This window comes from Spirosoma foliorum, from assembly GCF_014117325.1.
Taxonomy (GTDB): domain Bacteria; phylum Bacteroidota; class Bacteroidia; order Cytophagales; family Spirosomataceae; genus Spirosoma; species Spirosoma foliorum.
The window spans coordinates 8428777-8447402 of the sequence record NZ_CP059732.1; the positions used below are offsets into that span (position 1 = coordinate 8428777).

The following is an 18626-nucleotide window of genomic DNA, read 5'->3' on the forward strand; positions in this document are numbered from 1 at the left end:
CAGCATTCGCTGACGCATTGGCATGTACGCCAGTGAATACTGGCGATATAAAAAAGGCACGGGTAAAATGCCCGCGCCAGTCCTGAATGTTCGCCCTAGCGTTTGCTATTGATTTCCTGTTTTGATACCGAAACTGCGTTCGGTTTCTTTGATGATGGCTTGCTTTTCGCGCTCCGATTTGCCTAGTACGTTAGCAGTACGTTCGATAATGAGCTCTTCACCATCTTTCTCAAACGTATACTGCATCCAGAGCCGACCGTTTTCTTTATCTTCTTTCACCAACACGGAGGTTGGCGCTACCTCGCTGGGAGACAGTGACGAGCTGGAATTAGCTTCCATCCGATCCGACGATGACTCATCGGAATGAGAATAGGAGGTCACCCGTACTTCAGAAGTTCTCTTGCTTACGCGCGCTTCGTGTTTACGGTCAAGGCGAATATCGTTGGCCTGGTTATCGACAAATCGATCCAGCGAATCGATGATATGGGTTTCCAGCGCTTTTACGTCGCTTTTGTCCATATCTTCGATGTTGAATGTGCGGTTATAATGTACTGAACGACCTTGTTGTTCAATATCAACACGAATACGAAGCTCCCGACCATCGGTCGTAACGTTTTTGCTGGACGACCGTTGGGCTACTGCACCGAAACCAATCGAGAGCAGGAACAGAGTAAAGAGCGTTTTCATAAAACGGCAGAAATTGCGTAGAATTTGAGATAGGTATAATTACTCCCTCTATCATCGTGCCAAGTGCGTATCTTGTTGTTTATCAATATCTTCTCGATATATGAAGAAATCGGATGTCCATTATCGGACACTTTTTCGTACGCGTGCGGACAGATGTCTGAACCGGGATTTTTTTGATTTTACTGACCGACTATGATTTTGTTTATTGATTCGCTTCGAAGAAGCGTAAGGCAAAATCAGTGCAGTCAGTTAAATCACAAAAATCCCGGTTCTTATTCACTTCGCAAACTCTTCACCGGATTCATCAAGGCGGCTTTGATACTTTGGAAGCTTATCGTTATCAGGGCAATACCCAGGGCTACTATACCCGCCAGGGCAAAAATCCACCACGATACGTCGATTTTATAGGCGAACCCCTGTAGCCATTGCTGCATGACGTACCAGGCGAGGGGGGAGGCAATAACGATGGCGATCAGCACCAGTTTGACAAAGTCTACAGAAAGTAACCCCACGATACTGGCCACCGAGGCACCGAGCACCTTACGGACGCCAATCTCTTTTGTGCGTTGTTCGGCGGTGAAAGCGGCCAGTCCAAACAGACCCAGGCAAGCGATGAAAATGGCCATACAGGCAAACAATGTGGCCAGCGTACCTACAACGGTTTCGCTTTTGTAGATTTTTTGAAATTCATCGTCAACAAAGGAATAGGTAAACGGAAGTTTCGGATTGATTTTCCGACAGATGGCCTCGATACTGGCCAAGGCCTGTTTTGTCTGGCCGGGCTGGGTACGTATCAAAATGTTATTGGCTCCCCAAGTCTCGCCCAGGCGAATGATGAGGGGGCGAATGGGTACGTGTAATGAGTTAAAATGGAAGTCTTCAATAAGCCCGACAATCTTTCCGGGCCGATCGCCGAATTTAAGCGGTTGTCCAACAGGATCTTTATAGCCAATCCGTTTGGCGGCTGCCTGATTGATGAGGTAATTGCTTGAATCGGTACCAAAAGCCGGAGAGAAGTCGCGGCCCCGAATTAACTTCAATTTCAGGGTTTTGGCGTAATCATAACCAACTACCGTATTGTTGAACTGAATGGCGAGGGTTGGGTTTTTTCCTGTCCATTGCACACCATCGGTCGTATTTCCGTTCTGTAGCAGATTTGTATGAGAATGAGTAACGGCCTGAATACCAGCCATGCCGAGTAGCTCCTGCTTAAACATGGAGTAGTTATGGGCTAGCTCACCCTGGCCAGGAATACTAATTAAGTTCTCACGGTCGTAGCCTAAATTCTTTGTTTGAATGTACTGAAGCTGCCGATAAATGACCACCGTGCCCACAATCATCAGCATGGACAGGACGAACTGAAAAACAACCAAACCTCGCCGGAACAACTGCACGCCCGATCCAAAACGTAAGGTTCCCTTCAGTACGCGAACTGGGTTGAGTGAAGACAGAAACAGGGCGGGGTAACTACCAGCCAAACTGCCTGTAACCAGGAGTAATCCGGCCAATAACACCCAGAAATAGGGGTGTTGTGTTGGAAGAGTCAACTGTTTGTCGGTCAGTAGATTGAATGCCGGTAGGAGTAGGCTTACGAGTGTAACAGCCAGCACAAGCGCTAGAGTTGTTAGGAGTAGGGCTTCGCCCATAAACTGCCCAATCAGTGATGACCGCTCGGCCCCGATCACTTTTCGGACGCCCACTTCCCGCGCTCGTTTTGTGGAGCGAGCCGTGGCCAGATTCATAAAATTGATTCCAGCAATCAGCAGCAGAAATACAGCCACAATGGCAAACAGCCGTACGTATTCGATGCGTCCCCCGGCGCGAACGCCGTTTTTGAAATTGGAATAGAGATAGGCTTCGGTTTCTGGCTGTAAAAAAAGCTGAATGTCGAACGTAGCATTGATGTCTTTATTTCGCCCTCTCAGGAATGCTTTAAGCTTCGCATTTACTTTCGCTGGGTCGGCATCTGGGCGGAGTTCGATGCGAACGCCAGGCCCGCTGTTTTCCCAACCTGTGAGCCAGGGGTTATGCTTTAGAAAAAGCTCCCAGTTCTGTAAATAATCGTATTGATCGAGCGAGGTGGCGGGTAAATTCTCGAATACCGCCGTTACCTGAAAATCGGCCTTGTTGTCGAATCGAACCGATTTACCCAGCGCTGCCTGAGGACTACCGAAATAAACTTCAGCTAGTTTTCGGGAAATAGCTAGCTTATTCGGCGCATTGAGGGCTGTAGCCGCTGTGCCAGCCAGCAACGGAATGTTGTATATCTTGAACCAGTCTGCTCCTGCAAAATGCCCGGTTTGTCGGGCTATTTTAGTCCCAACGCTGAGTATATGCCCTTCTTTTGATGAAAATCCTGCTGCGTGAACAACCTCCGGAAACTGCCTTTTGAGTTCGTCCGACAAAATTCCTGACATATCCTCATCCGTGACAATCCGCCCGTCGGCAATTTCATTCTCCATGATCCTGTAGAGATTGCTGCCATTGGCATACTGTGTCCCAATGCTCAACTCATCCTGAATCCAGAGGGAAATAAGCAGGCTGGACGCCATACCCAGCGCCAGCCCCACAATATTAATAGCGGAGAACGTTCTGTTTCGGATCAGATTCCGATAGGCGATGGTGAAATAGGAGCGAAGCATAGGGGTAAGGGCATTTATTCAGCTCGATGAATTTTTACTTCGCCGATGACCAGTTTACGCAGGTTGCCATCGCCAGCATACTTGATGTCGGATTCGCCGAATGCCATAACACCAATTCGATTCGATGCGTACACGTTCAACTGGCTGTCGCCATACGAATGAACTGAAACCAGCTCACCAATCAGCTTCTCGGTATCAAGCGTATTCTCGCCATAAATGCGGTATTGTTGTCTGGCTACTTTACCCGAATGGATTGCCACTTTGTTCTCGCCATACAAACTTACTTTGAGTTTATTGGCCGTTAATCCTGTCAGGTTAACCGTGGCTTGTCCGTAGACCTTCAGTTTGAACGAATCACTAGTCAAATCGCTCTGACAAGTGGCTTCTTCTTCGCCCCGGATTTGCAGACTTTTTAGGCTTTTGTAGGTTACGTAAGCCGTCACTTTTACGCTCTTGTCATAAATCGGTCGGGTAAATTCCATATCGCCATCTTTCCATTTGCGATTTTTGACTGTAATGCGGGCGTCATCGAGATAAATGCTCAACGTCTTATTCTGAACAGAATAATTCACCTTTTCGGGGTCGATATTCTGGTATTGCAGCTGAATATTTTCCTGTTCGCCCGCAACTAGTACGATACTGACGTGTGGACTGGTAATGACCTTATCGAACGATGGCAAAACGTTCGCCGGGGTTTGCGCGCGTACGAAAAAGGCGACTAGCAGGAAGAAAAAAGTCGTTGCTCCGGGTTTGGTTAAGTTATTCATAGTTAATGAGTTTTGTTTTTTTTGTCATTCCGACGTTAGGAGGAATCCGCTTCGGCGGCCCGGTCAAGCTTGACTTACGAGGAACTTTGAGATTCCTCCTGACGTCGGAATGACAAAAAAACGATTCAGTTTTAGCTACAATTGGTAAATATCTTAATCTCTGTGTTCTCCGTGTCGCAACGGCGCACCACTCTGTGTTTAAACTCAATTTATTCGCTTCGCAAACTATTGACTGGGTTCATCAGGGCAGCTTTGATACTTTGGAAACTGACCGTAATTAGGGCAATAACAATCGCCAGCAGACCTGCCAACGCGAATAACCACCAGCTAAGGTCGGCCTTGTACGCAAATCCCTGTAACCACTGACTCATGGCATACCATGCGAGGGGCGAGGCAATGACAATGGCAATCAGTACCAGTTTGACAAAATCTTTAGAAAGCATGGTGACAATACTGAAAACGGATGCGCCCAGCACTTTCCGAACGCCAATTTCCTTAGTGCGTTGTTCGGCGGCAAAAGCGGCCAGCCCAAACAGTCCCAGACACGCAATCAATACAGCCAGCAACGTGAAGGTTAGTAAGATTTCGCCCTGTTTCTGTTCGGTTTTGTATTGCTTTGAGAAGTTCTCATCCAGAAAATGAAAATCCAGTGTAGCACTCGGATCGAAGGTGTGGTATACCGACTGAATATAGGCCAGTGCTTCAGCTACTTTCCCCGCCTGAATGCGGACGTATATGTTGTCTTTATCCATTGGAGCGGGCATCTGCAGTACCAGCGGCTCAATTTTGTGCTGGAGTGAGTAGGTATGGAAATCCTTCACCACACCAATGACACGGGCTTCGGCAGAATGCTTTTGATCGTCTATGTAATAACGAACACGTTTGCCAATAGGCTCTTTCCAGCCAAATTGTTTGGCCAGAGTTTCGTTGACGAGTACGGCACCCATCTGGTCACTTTTAAACGATTCCGAGAAATTTCGGCCACTGAGGAGTTTGATTTGCAGGGTCTTAAGGTAGTCTGAGTCAATCTGAAATTTCTGGACAACCTGCGTACCGGGCGGTATCGTGCCATTTTGCTCGAAGAACATTCCGTTCGCCCCTATATTATTGTTGCCAATTGGGTTGCTGGCTGCTGCTGCTCCTTCGACTAACGGGCTTCGTTGCAGGGCTTCTTTGAGGGCGTCGATACGCTGGCGAACGTCTGCATTATCAACATGAAAAGTAAGCACCTGCTCTTTATTGAAGCCCAGATCGCTGTGCATCACAAACCGCATTTGCCGGTACACAATGAACGAACAGGCGATCAGCGCCACTGTGGCCACGAACTGAAAAATCACCAGCGACTGCTTGAACAGAATACTTCCCGATTGATTGCCGACCTGCCCACGCAGAGCTGCAACGGGTCGGAACCCTGATAGACGCAAGGCTGGGTAAAGCCCACTTAGCGTACCCAGACATACCGAGAGCACGGTTACAACCAGCAGCGTACTGAGCGGATTACCAAGCGATAGCGTTTTATCGGCCATTTGATTAAAGTACGGTAAGGCTACAGCAACCAGACTCACGCTAACGATACCCGCCAGCAAGGTCATGAGTATCGACTCTGTCAGGAACTGCCCAATGAGCTGCCATTTAAACGAGCCAATCGCCTTCCGAACGCCCACTTCGCGGGTGCGTTTGAGGGAGCGGGCCGTGTATAAATTCACGTAGTTGATACAGGCAATCAGTAAAATCAGGGCAGCCACGGCAGCAAAAATGGAGACTGTACGAGCATTACCATTCGCACTTATTTCGTAGTCTAGCTGTGAGTTCAGATGAATGGAAGTGAGCGGCTGAAGCTCCATTCGGTAGTCGATTTCACCCATTTCTTTTTTTAGATACTTCTGATAAAAGCCGGGGAGCTTGGCTTCCAGTGTTTTATAATTGCTGCCTTCAGTTAGGAGTAGATAGGTATAGAGTTCGAAGTTCTGCCAACCATTAGTGTAATTGTCAGGTAGTGAGCGAAGAGCACCGAACTGCAAATGCGAATTGGTCGGAACATCTTCAATAACACCCGTGACCGTATTTGGGAAATGGTTGCTGAACTCAACAACTTTACCGACGGCTTTGCTGGCATCGCCAAACAGATTTTCAGCAATACTTTTGGTGAGTACAATGCTTTGTGGTTTAGTCAAGGCCGAAGCCGGATCGCCGTACAGAAACGGAAATGTAAACACATCAAACACCGATGGGTCGGTAAAGAAGATGTTGTTGACGTCCATCTTTTTGTCGTTGAACGTAATCTGGCCACCGCCTTCGGTATTGAATCGAACCGTTTTTTCAACTTCCGGGTAATCATTTTTCAAGGCTGCGGCAAAAGGCGCTGAGGTAGGAGCGAGTTTGAGGTTTCCACCCGGCCATTGTGCGTAATGAACCACCCGAACAATACGGTCGGCGTTGGTATGGAATCGGTCGTAGCTCCATTCATCGGCTACATAGAGTACCATCAGCCAGACAGCCGCCATGCCAATGCCCAGACCAACGACATTGAGCCCACTGAACAGTTTGTTTTTCCAGAATGTCCGAACCGAAATCTTTACGTAATTACCTAGCATGACCGTGACACGTTGAAGTTAAGAAGAGATGTCAAATTAGGGAGAATGTATATAGTATATATCTCCTGCCTTTTCTAATCAACACCCAAATGCTGTACCAAATAAATAATGTATTGATTTTCAAATATTTATCTGTTGGACTTCTGAGGCTAATGTCCACAAACGGACGATTTCGCTGTCCACAAACGGTCAGCCAGAGTGAGTCATGGGTCCGCATGCAATGAGTGACAGCGTCTAGAGACTTGCCTTCTATCTGAAGAACCTTATCTGATAGTCGACAGAAATGGACTATGTGTATCGTTATTGACGATGAACGTTCGTTTTTAGATATATTTGATTAGTCAAAAACAGATCCGTATGTACAGCAACAAACAACCTTTCGATTATTCGATGGTTCACGAAGATGATATGAGTGTTTATGGTCCAAAAGACCATCAGCGAGTTATTAGTAAGCTCAACACTCGATTAGGTATGCTCTATTACGTAGACAAAGTCATCGAACTCGAACCGTTTCCAGAAACGATGCTTGATGAAGCAAAGGCTAGTCCTGTACCTGACCTGTTGCTATATGATAATGAAACCGCTGAAAGTCGTATCATTTTTGAAATTTGTAATCAGGAAGGTTTGAGGAAAGATCTTAAAAAAGTTGCTCAACTCATCGAAGAAGACAACTATGGTATTTTAGAAGGATTCGTTTACAACTACAAAATGAAAGACTGGTATCAGTATCGGAAAAATAATGGCTGGATAACAGAAGCACCTTCATTTTCACAGGTCCTTGATATAGATCTGAACGAATTTTTATAGCATGGAGCGCGAAAACGACTTCTCAACCCTGCTCCATGCATGGCTACTTCCCGGCCTTCGGTAGCCCTATTGATTTTTCGATATCGTCGATCAACTGTTGCCGTTCCTGTTGCGATTTATTCTGTACGTCGAGGGTACGTTCGTAGGTGACATCATCCCCATCTTTTTGAAATTTATAACGGAGATACAATTGACCAGAGTCAGAATTGTAGTTGACCACTTTGACAAACGGGTGTTTGCCGCCCACCGCCATCGTCTGGTTATCGCCGTTAGTAACCGACACCGTCTCCTGATCGCTGCTGATAATGGCTACTGATTCTGGACTTTTGGATGCCTTGGGTGCAATTGGAGCGTGTGGTGCCAGTGCAGCACGAGGGGCTTTGAGGGGTTTCAGTGGTTTAATTGGTTCGGGCGTGCTAACATTGAGTGAATCCAGAATGTGCTCACGAAGGGCGTCGCGCTCATCCCGATTTAAGTTAGATACGTCGAACGTGCGGTCATAATCAATTGGGTTTCCATCAACAGTTCCCTTAACCCGAATCGATAAAGTTTTGCCATCGTCATTGATGCTACGGCTGATTGAGTTGTGGTGTTGAGCAAAGACTAAGGAGGTGGCTAGCGCCAATACGGTCGTTAGAAGCGTTTTCATGCGAATTGTTGTTAGTCGGTTTTTACGAATTCATTAACCCAATGACACCAGTTTTCGTCGCACGTTGCTTTTGGGGATAAAAAGTAGAGACGCAACCGCACCGGCGGCCCGTCCTTTGCGTCTCTTTATGCGTCAGCAATTAGTACCCAAATAGAGAAAACCATCCGGGACAGGAGACGCAAAGGATTGCGTCTCTACATACATTATTCCGCTCGTAAACTCTTCACCGGATTCATCAGGGCCGCTTTAATGCTTTGGAAACTGATGGTCAGGAGCGCAATGCCTACTGCCAACAGGGCTGCCAGAATGAACAGCCACCACCCAATGTCGATTTTGTACGCGAAGTCCTGCAACCAGCGATCGACACCCCACCAGGCCACTGGCGATGCGATGAATACCGCAATCAGTATAAGAATCAGGAAGTCTTTGGCCAGTAAGGTAACGATGCTCGCGATGGATGCACCCAGCACTTTCCGCACGCCGATTTCCTTCATCCGGCGTTCGGCGGTAAACGTTACCAGCCCAAACAAACCCAGGCAACTGATCAGTACGGCGATACCCGTAGCCAGCGTGATCAATTTGCCCAGATTTCGTTCCTTGCCGTAGAGCTCGGCTACCGACTCGTCGAAGAATTTAGGAGTAAAGGCTTCGTCGGGATAGGTGTTTCCCCAAAGTGTTTTGATTTGGGCCAGCGTTTTGTCGAACGAATCGGCACCACCCCGTCGGAACTGGATATTGAAAACGTGCAAATTGCCTTTGTGGCTCATTAGCGCGGTAGGCTGAATAGCGTTGTGCAACGAACGGTGGTGAAAATCGCGCACCACACCAATGATGGGAAATTTGTCTAATACCTTCCCAACCGCATCGGCCGGATTCAGGAAGCCAATTCGTTTCGCCAGCGTTTCGTTGACAATGTACTCTCGGGCAGTATCACTTGGGAGCAGATTGCGGCCCGCCAATAGTTTCATGCCATACAATCCAAGGTAGGCGGTATCGGCCTCTTTGCGGTACACATTTACTTTTATCTTCCCCTTTTTACCGGCAAATTCCAGCGTTGAGGTAGACCAGCCACCAGCAATAGGCGTCTGATTCGCCATACTTACGCGTTCAACGCCGGTTAGCTTACGGATTTGATCGGCCAGTGTAAACCGGACATCATGACGATCGCCGTTGAAAAAACTGCTGGTTGGTGTACTGAATGTTACGATAGCTTCGCGTTGAAAACCCAGATCGGAGTTGATCAGGAATCGAAGCTGCTGACCAACCAGCAACGCACCAACTATGAATACTTGTGCTACAACAAACTGCCCTACAATCAGGACTTTGCGCAGGCTCGCGCTACCTGCCGCCTGAGTGGTCTGGTTGCGAAGCGCTAAAACAGGAGAAAGCTTTGAAATAAGTAGGCCGGGATAAATTCCTGCCAGAAGAGCCGTTACAAGGGCAACGAGGAGCAGAAAAATATACAGTTGTGGCTGCGAAAAATCAAGTGCAACCCCTGTCGGTACAATATCGCTGAGATAGGCTAAAGCCCCTTGCGCCAGCACTATTGCAATGCCTGTTGCCAGTAGGGTAAGCACGAAAGTTTCGCCTAAAAACTGGAATATCAACTGTTTCTGCGCACTCCCCAACGATTTCCGTACCCCGATTTCCTTAGCCCGCTGTGTCGATTGGGCCGTAGCCATGTTGATAAAATTGATGCAGGCCAGCAGCAATAAAAAAATGCCAACCAGCCCAAGTACCAGCAAGGTTGGGCGGTGTGCTACGTGACCACCACTACCGTAATCGACATTGAAATGTACATCGGCCAGCGGCTGGAGAATAAACCAGCGATTCCCTTTCTCTTCACTGGCAGGCATGTGGCTTTCTACCATCTTGATAACGCGCTCCCCAAAGCGCTTCGGATCGGTACCGGGCGTTAGCGTGAGCAAACATTGCGAAGATGAGTTGGTGTTGTTCCATTCCGCAAAGCTCAAATTGTCACGACGCTTCTTGCTGGTGCTTACGGTAGCGAGGGAAACGAACGACTTGAAATCAAAATCACTGGGTGCGTCGAGGTCTTTCAGTAAGCCCGAAACCGTCAATGCCAATGTATCCCGATATTGCTGCCCAATGAGCCGACGGCCAATAACGGCAGGACTGGCATCGCCGAAATACAGGCGAGACTGACGCTCCGTTAGCACAATTTGCCCCGGTTTTGATAGAGATGCCTTAGGGGAACCCGCTATCCACTGACGGGGCATAATCTCAAAGAAGGCGGCATCGGTAATAGCCAGCCAGTCATGTTCATTGTCCGGGGTACGAACACGAATAGGTTCAGCTCCCGGACGAGGCACCTCAACAACTTCAAAGCTACCCGTATGAAAAGCGGCTACTGTTTTTGTGCCGGTCAGTTCGGTACGCACGGCGGCCGGAATTGGGGCCGACAAACCGGGATTATGGTAAAAATCGTCGCCAAATTTAAACTTCGACACCAGCCGATACACCTGCCCACTGTTGGGCACATGCTGATCAAAATTAAACTCAAACTGAACGATCAGATAAATGACCAGACAGGCCGCTACACCAATCGATAAGCCTACAACGTTGAGCGCCGTAGTCAGCCGATTCCGGCTAAGGTTGCGAATTGCGATGTTGAGGTAACTTTTTAGCATGGGGCAGTGGGGTAATGTACAATGGATAATGTAAAATGAATAACTAGGATTGTTTACTCATTATCCATTGTACATTTTACATTAATGATGCTACTCACTTCGTAAACTCTTCACCGGATTCATCATGGCGGCTTTAATGCTTTGGAAACTCACCGTCAGCAGCGCAACGCTTACTGCCAGTAAACCTGCCAGGGCGAACATCCACCATTCGATGTCTATTTTGAAGGCGAATTTCTGGAGCCATTGATTCATCACGTACCAGGCCAACGGCGAACTGAGCACCAGAGCGGCCAATACGAGTTTGACGAAATCAATGGAGAATAAGCCAAAGATGTTGGCTGTTGACGCCCCCAATGCCTTCCGAATGCCCACTTCTTTGGTTCGGGTTTCGGCCATGAATGAAACGACACCGTAGAGGCCCAGGCAACCGATGAAAATGGCAATCAACGCCAGCAACCGGAACAACGAATACATCCGCTCTTCGCTTTTGTAAAAATTAGCGAGCGTCTCGTTGAGGAAGGTGTATTTAAACACAAAGTCGGGGTAGGTAGCATTCCAGGCGGTTTCAACTTGGGCTAACAGACTGCTAATCGCTTCCGGACTCGTTTGGCCTTGTGCGAGTTTGATGCCCAGCGTTCGGTATTGATCGCGGTAGGAAGTCAATACACTTGGCTCAATTTTTTGATGTAGTGAAAAGGCGTTAAAGTCTTTCACGACTCCAACAATAGGCTTTTTCAACTCTTCGCCGTTCACTTTCATGAACTTGCCGATGACTTGCTCGGGCTTTTGGAAACCTAAGCGTTTCATGAAAGCCTCATTGATGACAAACTCACGCATCGAATCGGCAGGTTGGAACATCCGGCCAGCAATAATCTTCAGCCCGTACGTATGCACATAGGCAGTGTCGGCGGGGCGCATCAGGACGCCGTAATCAGGTTCTTTTTCGTCGTTTTCAAAACGGAAACCCGTTGTCCAGTTGCTGGTCGATGAAGGGGTTGTCATCCCAAAACTCATCGACTGTATGCCGGGTAGACCCGTTAATTTGGCTTTCAGACCTTCTAATGTACCAGCCTTATTGTCGGGAATGTAGACGTTCAGAACAGCATCCCGGCTGTACCCTAAATCGGCCGACCGGAAGTACTTCATCTGGTTGTAGGCAATGATCGTTCCGATGATGAGCAATTGTGAAATGGCAAACTGCCCGACAATCAGCCCCCGGCGAAGCGTTAGTTGATTAATGCCCGATGACCCAGCCTGCGATGCCCGCATCTTCCCTTTTAGAGCCAGAATAGGTTGGTAGCCCGATAGCACCAGCGCCGGATAAAAGCCTGCCAGTGCGGTAGTGATTACGCCCAGGGTAACGAGAAAAACGATCACGACAGGATCAAGCAAGGTGGTTGCTCCTGGTTTGATATTGAGTAATTCGCTTACATAGGGCAACGATACCTGTGCGAGAACAAAAGCCAACACCATGGCGAGGCCTGTTAATACGCCTGTTTCGCCCAGGAACTGCCGTACTAATTGACCGCGCGAGCTTCCCAGCACTTTCCGAACGCCCACTTCTTTAGCCCGACGAATTGCCTGCGCTGTAGCCAGATTGATGAAGTTAACACAAGCCGTTACCAGAATGAACAGACCAATCAGACCCATTGCCCAGATCATTTCCATGCTGACAGTCCGTTTGGCGTAGTTGTCGGTGCGGGTATCGGTATGGATGCTGGTCAGTGGTTGTAGGGCATAGACCAGATCTCGGGCATCTTCAGGCTTTTGGTATTTGTTGACGAAAGCGACTAACTGCTTATCCATCTTCGCCAATTCAAGCGGTTGATCCTCCGATGTGCCTGGCAGCTTCAGGTAAATCTGAGCGCCACCATACGTCGACTGCCAGTCGTCCCAATTTGTACTGGCACCAAACTGTTTCAGCGAGGCAAACGACAACAATACTTCAAATGGCATACTGGTTGTGGCGGGTGGAGCCTGAACAACGCCCGTTACCACAAAATCCATTTTGTTCTCAACGCGAAGGGTTTTGCCCATTGGATTCGTCGTACCAAAATACTTCTGAGCCATCCGATCGCTCAGGACAACCGTGTTAGGGTTGTTGAGCGCCGTTTGCGAGCTGCCGCTTTCCCAATTGAAATCGAACAATCGGAAATATTCGGGCTCTGCGAAGGCCACCACTCCATCGCCCTCCTGAAACTTTTTGGCGGGCACTCCCGATTTTTCCCCCACGGTTACCACCACATTCGTAATGCGGTTAACCATCGTGACGTCATGTTTTAAATTCGGGTAATCGTTTCGAAGGGCAGCCAGGGCAGGCAACGGAATGCCCGCCTGCCGTCGGTCGTCATTTGATTTCTTGTTGTAGGAAACAAGTCGGTACGTTTGGTTGGCCTGCGCATTGTGTTTATCAAAGCTTAATTCGTAGCGAATAGCCAGAAACAGTAGTAGACAACAGGCCAGGCTGAGGGTTAGTCCCAGCACATTGATGACCGAATAACTCCAGTTGCGCTTCAGGGCGCGGAGGGCAGTAGTTAGATAACTTTTAAGCATGATTTTGTGGGGTTAGAGACAACGCATGCGTTGTCTCTACGTCGGCGTTTCTATTCCGTTTTTAAACTTTTAACAGGATTCATCAGGGCGGTGGCAATCGTTTTGCTACCAATGGAAACTAAAACCAGACACAAGACTAATAGGGCAGGCACCGCAAAAAGCCACCAGCTTAGTTCGATACGAGCCGCGTAATTCGCCAGCCAGTTTTTAACTAAAAAGTACGTAATGGGAAGGCCGATGGCTATGGAGACCAGCACGGTCTTTATAAAATCTTTGGACAGTAAAATCATTAGGTTCGTGGTACTGGCTCCGATCACCTTGCGAATACCGATCTCCTTCGTTCGCTTGGAAACGGTAAACGTAGCCAGACCGAACAGACCTAAACAGGAAATCAGGATGGCAAAACCCGTCAGGGCACCAAATACCTGCTGAAAGCGCTCATCGGCTTTATACTGTTTGTCGTACTCACTGTCCATGAAGAAGTAGCTAAACGGTGAATAAGGGAAGTTAGCCTTGTACACATTTTTCAGCGTGGCGAGTTGTTCGCTGGCATTGCCGCCCGCAAACTTTACGCTGGCAAACGAATCGAATTTGGGCGAATACATGTGTATGATTGGGATGTAGGCCGCCTTCGGTGATTCGTAGTGGTAATTGTTGACAACTCCCCGAATCGTTGCCTTATTCCCCCAAAGGTCTACCCGTTTGCCAATAGCCTCTTCAGGCGTAGGAATGCCCCAAAGCCGGATTGTTTCCTCATTGACAATAAGTTGTCGGTTCGTTGTGTCCGAAAAACCGGGTCGGGTTGTTAGATCGAAGTTTTTGCCCGCCAATAGTTTAAGACCCATCAGGTCGATAAACGACGTGTCGATCCGGGTCAGGTAATAATTATAGGAGGTTTTCTTGGCAGCATCCGACAAATTAATCCCCGTCGTCGTACCCATTTGTGAAGATGCCAAGCCTGGTACTGTACTCGAAAGTGATACCGCCTTTACCTGCGACTGGTTGAGCAGCATCTGTCGGAACCTACTATAATCCTGTTGACTATCGATTCCTACCGGAGCTTTCACCACCAGGGTATGGTCAATGTTTATCCCTAAGTTTTGATCTCGCAGAAAATTCACCTGCCAATACACCGCGAATGTTTGCACCAGCAGAATTAAGGTAATCGTAAACTGAAAAACCACGAGCGATTTTCGTAGCAATAGCCCTTTGGTAGATCGTGAGAAACTGCCCTTGAGTACCGTAACCGGATCGAAGGAGGACAGCACGAAAGCCGGATAAAATCCTGACAACAGCGTACTCAGCAACAGAAACGCACCAAGGCTTTCCCAGAAAAATATATCGCCGAATACCGTAAAGCCTTCAGGCAACCCCGACACTTCAACAAACAGGGGCTGTAGGGTCATGACCAGCCCTACCGCCAATATTCCGGCAACGATATTGATCAGAACGGTTTCTGTGAAAATCTGCGCTTTTATCTGTCTCTGGGTGGAACCAATCACCTTTCTCATACCAATTTCCCGTGCTCGGTCAAGGGCCTTAGAGGTGGTCAGATTTACGTAATTAACAAAGGCGCTCAGAAGCACCAGAAAGGCTACGCCCAGCAGAAAGTACACCGACCGCGCTTCGCCATTTGGCTCCGGCTCAAATGTTTTGTGAGAGTGCAGGTGTATGTCGCCGACCTTCTGACCGATTACTCGATCGTTTACTATCTTTTTGTCCCTGATCAATCGGTCGCTGAAAGCCGCCAGCGATTTGGTAAACCCTTCATATTTGGTATTTGGAGCTAATTGTACATAGGTGTACGTGTTATTATTATTCCAGTTGTCTTCCCATTCGCCAAAGTCCGACAGCATGGTCGGGTAGGAGAGCAGCATATCGAATTTTAGATGGGTATTCGCCGGGCTATTGGGTACAACGCCGACTATGTCTACCAGAATGCTCCCGTTTGACTTGGGAATTTTCAGGGTTTTACCCACTACATCGAGCTTCTTGAAGTAGGTCAACGCTGTTTTTTCTGTCAGCACAGCCTGACGAGGCTTCGTAAAAAGACCGTTCCGATTTCCCTGAAGCAGCGGGTAATTAAATAGCGAGAAAAAGGAAGGATCGACGGCGTAGATTTTATCCAGCAAGAAATAATTAGTGCCAATCTGAATGGTTGGATTAGGTTTGACAACATCATAGACGCGTGTATAGTCGATTACCTCACTCATTTCCTGCTTGGCTTTTGGGCCAATTGGAGGATAATTTTCGGCATCCTGTGCGTCTACTGTACCACCGTTCATATAATCGATGGTGAGTCGCACCAGTTGATTAGCCCGTGGGTTCGACTGTTCGTAACTCAGTTCGAAGCGCACATACTGAATAATGAGCAGTGCCACTGCCAACCCACTGGCCAGTCCCACCACATTAATGAGGCTGAACGTGGTATCTTTCCTGATAATTCGCAGGGCTATTTTGAGGTAGTTTGCTAGCATATGGTTTGAGGAAATTTGTAGAGACCGGTCCGCCGGTGCGGCAATCCCTTGCGTCTCCTGTGCGTCAGCATTTTTAGTCTCAGCTAAAGCCATCCGGGGTATGAGCCGCAAAGGGTTGCGGCTCTACTCAGATCGCAAACTCTTCACCGGATTCATCAGTGCGGCTTTGATGCTCTGGAAACTCACCGTTAGTAGCGCAATACCTACCGATAGCACGGCCGCCACGGCGAACATCCACCACGAAATGTCAATTTTATAGGCGAAGTCTTCCAGCCACCGACTCATAGCATACCAGGCTACCGGTACAGCAATGACGATGGCAATCGCTACCAGCTTCAAAAAGTCTTTCGAGAGTAAAGCCACAATGCTGGCGACCGAAGCACCAAGTACTTTTCGTACGCCGATTTCTTTGGTTCGCTGTTCAGCTGTGAATGTAGCTAGTCCGAACAAGCCCAGGCAGGCGACGAAAATGGTTAGCCCGGCAAAGATGCCGAGAATTCTGCCAATTTTCTGTTCTGCCCGATACGTAGCCATAAAGCGTTCGTCCAGAAACGAATAGGCAAAAGGGGCGTCGGGCATGAGCTGGCTCCATTGCTGTTTCAAACTGGTCAAAAGTCCCGAAATGTCTTTCGTTTTTACCTTCACAATCACCGTTCCCGAATTACGACCCAGCACCATGACTAAAGGCGCAATTTGTTCATGCATCGACTTAAAGTGGAAATCTTTTACGACGCCAATCACGTGATAGGTGAATTTTTTTCCTTCGTTGGTAGCGTTGGTAATGGTGTGGCCTAAGGCCTTATCGCTCCAGCCAAACGTTTTAGCGGCTGTCTCATTCAGAATTACACCCAACGAATCGGTACCGTATTGCTGGGAGAAATTCCGGCCAGTTGCCAGTTTCATGCCCAGTGTTGGGATGTAGTTGTAATCGACATCGTATCGGAGGGTTTTTACTAGTTGCGTTGAATTGGTTTCGGGATAAACCGTGAAGTTGTTGTTATTACTTGGGCCAGCAGGCAGGTAACCGGATGTACTAACGTTCACGACGCGAGGGTCCTGCATGATCTGATTTCGGAAGACATCTTCCTTTTTGCCTAGTAACCAGGTCTCGGGTAATACCAGCACCTGATCTTTGTCGTAGCCTAATTTCTTGTTCTGAATGTAGCTGAGTTGGCGATAGACTACCGTAGCGCCGACCATCAGTGAGATCGAAATGAAGAATTGAAAAACGACCAAACCGCTGCGTAACCCGATACTGTTTCGGCTCGATGTGAACTTACCTTTCAACACCGCAATCGGCTTGAACGACGACAGGAAAAAGGCTGGATAGCTTCCGGCCAGAACACCTACCAGCAAGCCGAGTATCAGCAAACCTGGCAATAACCAGGCATTCGTTGTGAAGTTTAACGTTAATTCCTTGCCTGCCAGTTGGTTGAAAAGCGGCAATGCCATATAAACCAAGCCAATGGCAAGGAGCAACGCAATCGCCGTCAACAGGAGCGATTCAACCAGAAATTGATTGGCGAGTGCCATTTTAACCGAACCCAGCACTTTCCGAATCCCCACCTCTTTGGCCCGTTTAGAGGCCCCTGCTGTGGACAGGTTCATGAAATTAATGCAGGCAATCAGCAGCATAAACAGAGCTACAGCGCCAAAAATATAAACATAGCGAATGTCGCTCCCCGCTTCCAGATTCATCGTCATCTTCGAACGAAGGTGGATGTCGGTCAGCGGTTCCAGAAACAGACCAATGTCATTGCCTTTTTGACGGAATTGGGCCAAGGTCATGCCCATCGCCTGTTGTAACGGAGGGGCCATATATTTCTCCACCACCTGTGGCATTTTGGCTTCCAGCTGCCGGTAATCGTACCCCTTTGGCAAGACTAAGTAGGTATGGAATTCGGACGTCATCCAAGAATTCGAATTGGCATCCGGGTGACTGGCCATCGAGACAAACAGGTCGAAATGGAAGTGTGCGTTGGTGGGCACCTTGTCCATGACACCGGTAATTTGATAGGTTGTGTTCCAGTCTTTGAGGGATACTACTTTGCCAATGGGGTTCTCGTTCCCGAAATACTTCTGAGCCATTGCCTGGGTAATAATTGCCGTATTGGGGCGAATCAGGGCAGTTTTGGCGTCGCCCTGAAGAAGAGGGAGTGTGAATACCTGGAAAAAATTAGAATCTACGTAGGCAATGGCGTTATCCTTGAAGGTTTTGTCGCCAACTGTAATGAGTGGCGCTCCACCTATACGTAATCGGGTGGATTCCAGTACTTCTGGATAATCGGCTTTGAGGGTTTTGGCAACGGGTGGCATTACGTGCGCTTCGTTCATCTGGCCACCCTGCATCGAGCCTTTGAAAATGACGCGTACAATTTGATCGGCCTTTTCGTTGAAACGGTCGTAGCTGAGTTCATCAAGTATAAACAGGCTGATGAGCATACAGGTGGCTAATCCAAGTGCTAGTCCTGTAATGTTGATGGCTGAGAACGCCTTATTGCGAACCAGATTCCGCCAGGCGATTTTGATATAGTTTTGCAGCATGGGTACTCGATGTTTTACAAGCTAAGCTAAGAGCCTGTAAATACAGTACCAAATGACGTACCATGATTTCAAGTGACTGAATACTAATGATTTATGATTTTTGGGTGACGAAATTGTGTCCGCAAACGGACGTCGGTCGGACAGTGCCGGACAATCCGAACCGGGATTTTTATGATTTTACTGACCAACTATGATTTCGTCATATTCCTCGGCAAAGCCGAATAACAAAATCACAGTCGGTCAGTAAAATCACAA

The 18626-nt window shown here is 48.1% G+C and carries 10 protein-coding genes; 1 reads left to right on the plus strand and 9 read right to left on the minus strand.

Features of this window, described 5'->3' with window-relative positions:
- Positions 1–105: 105 nt before the first annotated feature.
- The 4 genes from H3H32_RS35475 to H3H32_RS35490 form a co-directional block, all read right to left on the minus strand.
- Positions 106–687, minus strand: coding sequence for a hypothetical protein (locus H3H32_RS35475; protein WP_182460407.1), 582 nt, complete (start codon positions 685–687; stop codon positions 106–108).
- Between the two features lie 272 nt (positions 688–959).
- Positions 960–3329: an ABC transporter permease gene (locus tag H3H32_RS35480; RefSeq protein ID WP_182460408.1), complete on the minus strand. Its 2370-nt coding sequence runs from the start codon at positions 3327–3329 to the stop codon at positions 960–962.
- A gap of 14 nt (positions 3330–3343) precedes the next feature.
- Positions 3344–4096, minus strand: coding sequence for a GIN domain-containing protein (locus tag H3H32_RS35485; protein ID WP_182460409.1), 753 nt, complete (start codon positions 4094–4096; stop codon positions 3344–3346).
- Between the two features lie 209 nt (positions 4097–4305).
- Positions 4306–6690 (minus strand): ABC transporter permease, encoded by a 2385-nt coding sequence (locus H3H32_RS35490; RefSeq protein WP_182460410.1) that lies wholly within the window; start codon positions 6688–6690, stop codon positions 4306–4308.
- Between the two features lie 357 nt (positions 6691–7047).
- Here H3H32_RS35490 and H3H32_RS35495 point away from each other — a divergent pair, with 357 nt between their 5' ends.
- Positions 7048–7497, plus strand: a complete 450-nt coding sequence (locus tag H3H32_RS35495) for a hypothetical protein (RefSeq protein WP_182460411.1) — start codon at positions 7048–7050, stop codon at positions 7495–7497.
- A 43-nt stretch (positions 7498–7540) separates the two neighbouring features.
- On the opposite strand, the gene H3H32_RS35500 is transcribed toward H3H32_RS35495, so the two are convergent.
- The 5 genes from H3H32_RS35500 to H3H32_RS35520 all read right to left on the minus strand — a co-directional run bounded on the left by H3H32_RS35500 (position 7541) and on the right by H3H32_RS35520 (position 18371).
- Positions 7541–8146 carry a hypothetical protein gene (locus H3H32_RS35500; protein WP_182460412.1) on the minus strand — a complete coding sequence of 202 codons (606 nt, stop codon included), beginning with the start codon at positions 8144–8146 and terminating at the stop codon, positions 7541–7543.
- Positions 8147–8349: 203 nt separating this feature from the next.
- Positions 8350–10797 (minus strand): FtsX-like permease family protein, encoded by a 2448-nt coding sequence (locus tag H3H32_RS35505; protein ID WP_182460413.1) that lies wholly within the window; start codon positions 10795–10797, stop codon positions 8350–8352.
- Between the two features lie 90 nt (positions 10798–10887).
- Complete coding sequence (locus H3H32_RS35510) at positions 10888–13350, minus strand: ABC transporter permease (protein WP_182460414.1); 2463 nt, start codon at positions 13348–13350, stop codon at positions 10888–10890.
- Positions 13351–13400: 50 nt separating this feature from the next.
- On the minus strand, positions 13401–15827 hold the full coding sequence (locus tag H3H32_RS35515) for an ABC transporter permease (protein ID WP_182460415.1): 2427 nt from the start codon (positions 15825–15827) through the stop codon (positions 13401–13403).
- Between the two features lie 123 nt (positions 15828–15950).
- Positions 15951–18371, minus strand: a complete 2421-nt coding sequence (locus H3H32_RS35520; protein ID WP_182460416.1) for an ABC transporter permease — start codon at positions 18369–18371, stop codon at positions 15951–15953.
- Positions 18372–18626 lie beyond the last annotated feature (255 nt).

Coding starts and splice junctions, on each gene's coding strand:
- H3H32_RS35475 (WP_182460407.1), bottom strand. CDS start 687: ATGAAAACGCTCTTTACTCTGTTCCTGCTCTCGATTGGTTTCGGTGCA.
- H3H32_RS35480 (WP_182460408.1), bottom strand. CDS start 3,329: ATGCTTCGCTCCTATTTCACCATCGCCTATCGGAATCTGATCCGAAAC.
- H3H32_RS35485 (WP_182460409.1), bottom strand. CDS start 4,096: ATGAATAACTTAACCAAACCCGGAGCAACGACTTTTTTCTTCCTGCTA.
- H3H32_RS35490 (WP_182460410.1), bottom strand. CDS start 6,690: ATGCTAGGTAATTACGTAAAGATTTCGGTTCGGACATTCTGGAAAAAC.
- H3H32_RS35495 (WP_182460411.1), top strand. CDS start 7,048: ATGTACAGCAACAAACAACCTTTCGATTATTCGATGGTTCACGAAGAT.
- H3H32_RS35500 (WP_182460412.1), bottom strand. CDS start 8,146: ATGAAAACGCTTCTAACGACCGTATTGGCGCTAGCCACCTCCTTAGTC.
- H3H32_RS35505 (WP_182460413.1), bottom strand. CDS start 10,797: ATGCTAAAAAGTTACCTCAACATCGCAATTCGCAACCTTAGCCGGAAT.
- H3H32_RS35510 (WP_182460414.1), bottom strand. CDS start 13,350: ATGCTTAAAAGTTATCTAACTACTGCCCTCCGCGCCCTGAAGCGCAAC.
- H3H32_RS35515 (WP_182460415.1), bottom strand. CDS start 15,827: ATGCTAGCAAACTACCTCAAAATAGCCCTGCGAATTATCAGGAAAGAT.
- H3H32_RS35520 (WP_182460416.1), bottom strand. CDS start 18,371: ATGCTGCAAAACTATATCAAAATCGCCTGGCGGAATCTGGTTCGCAAT.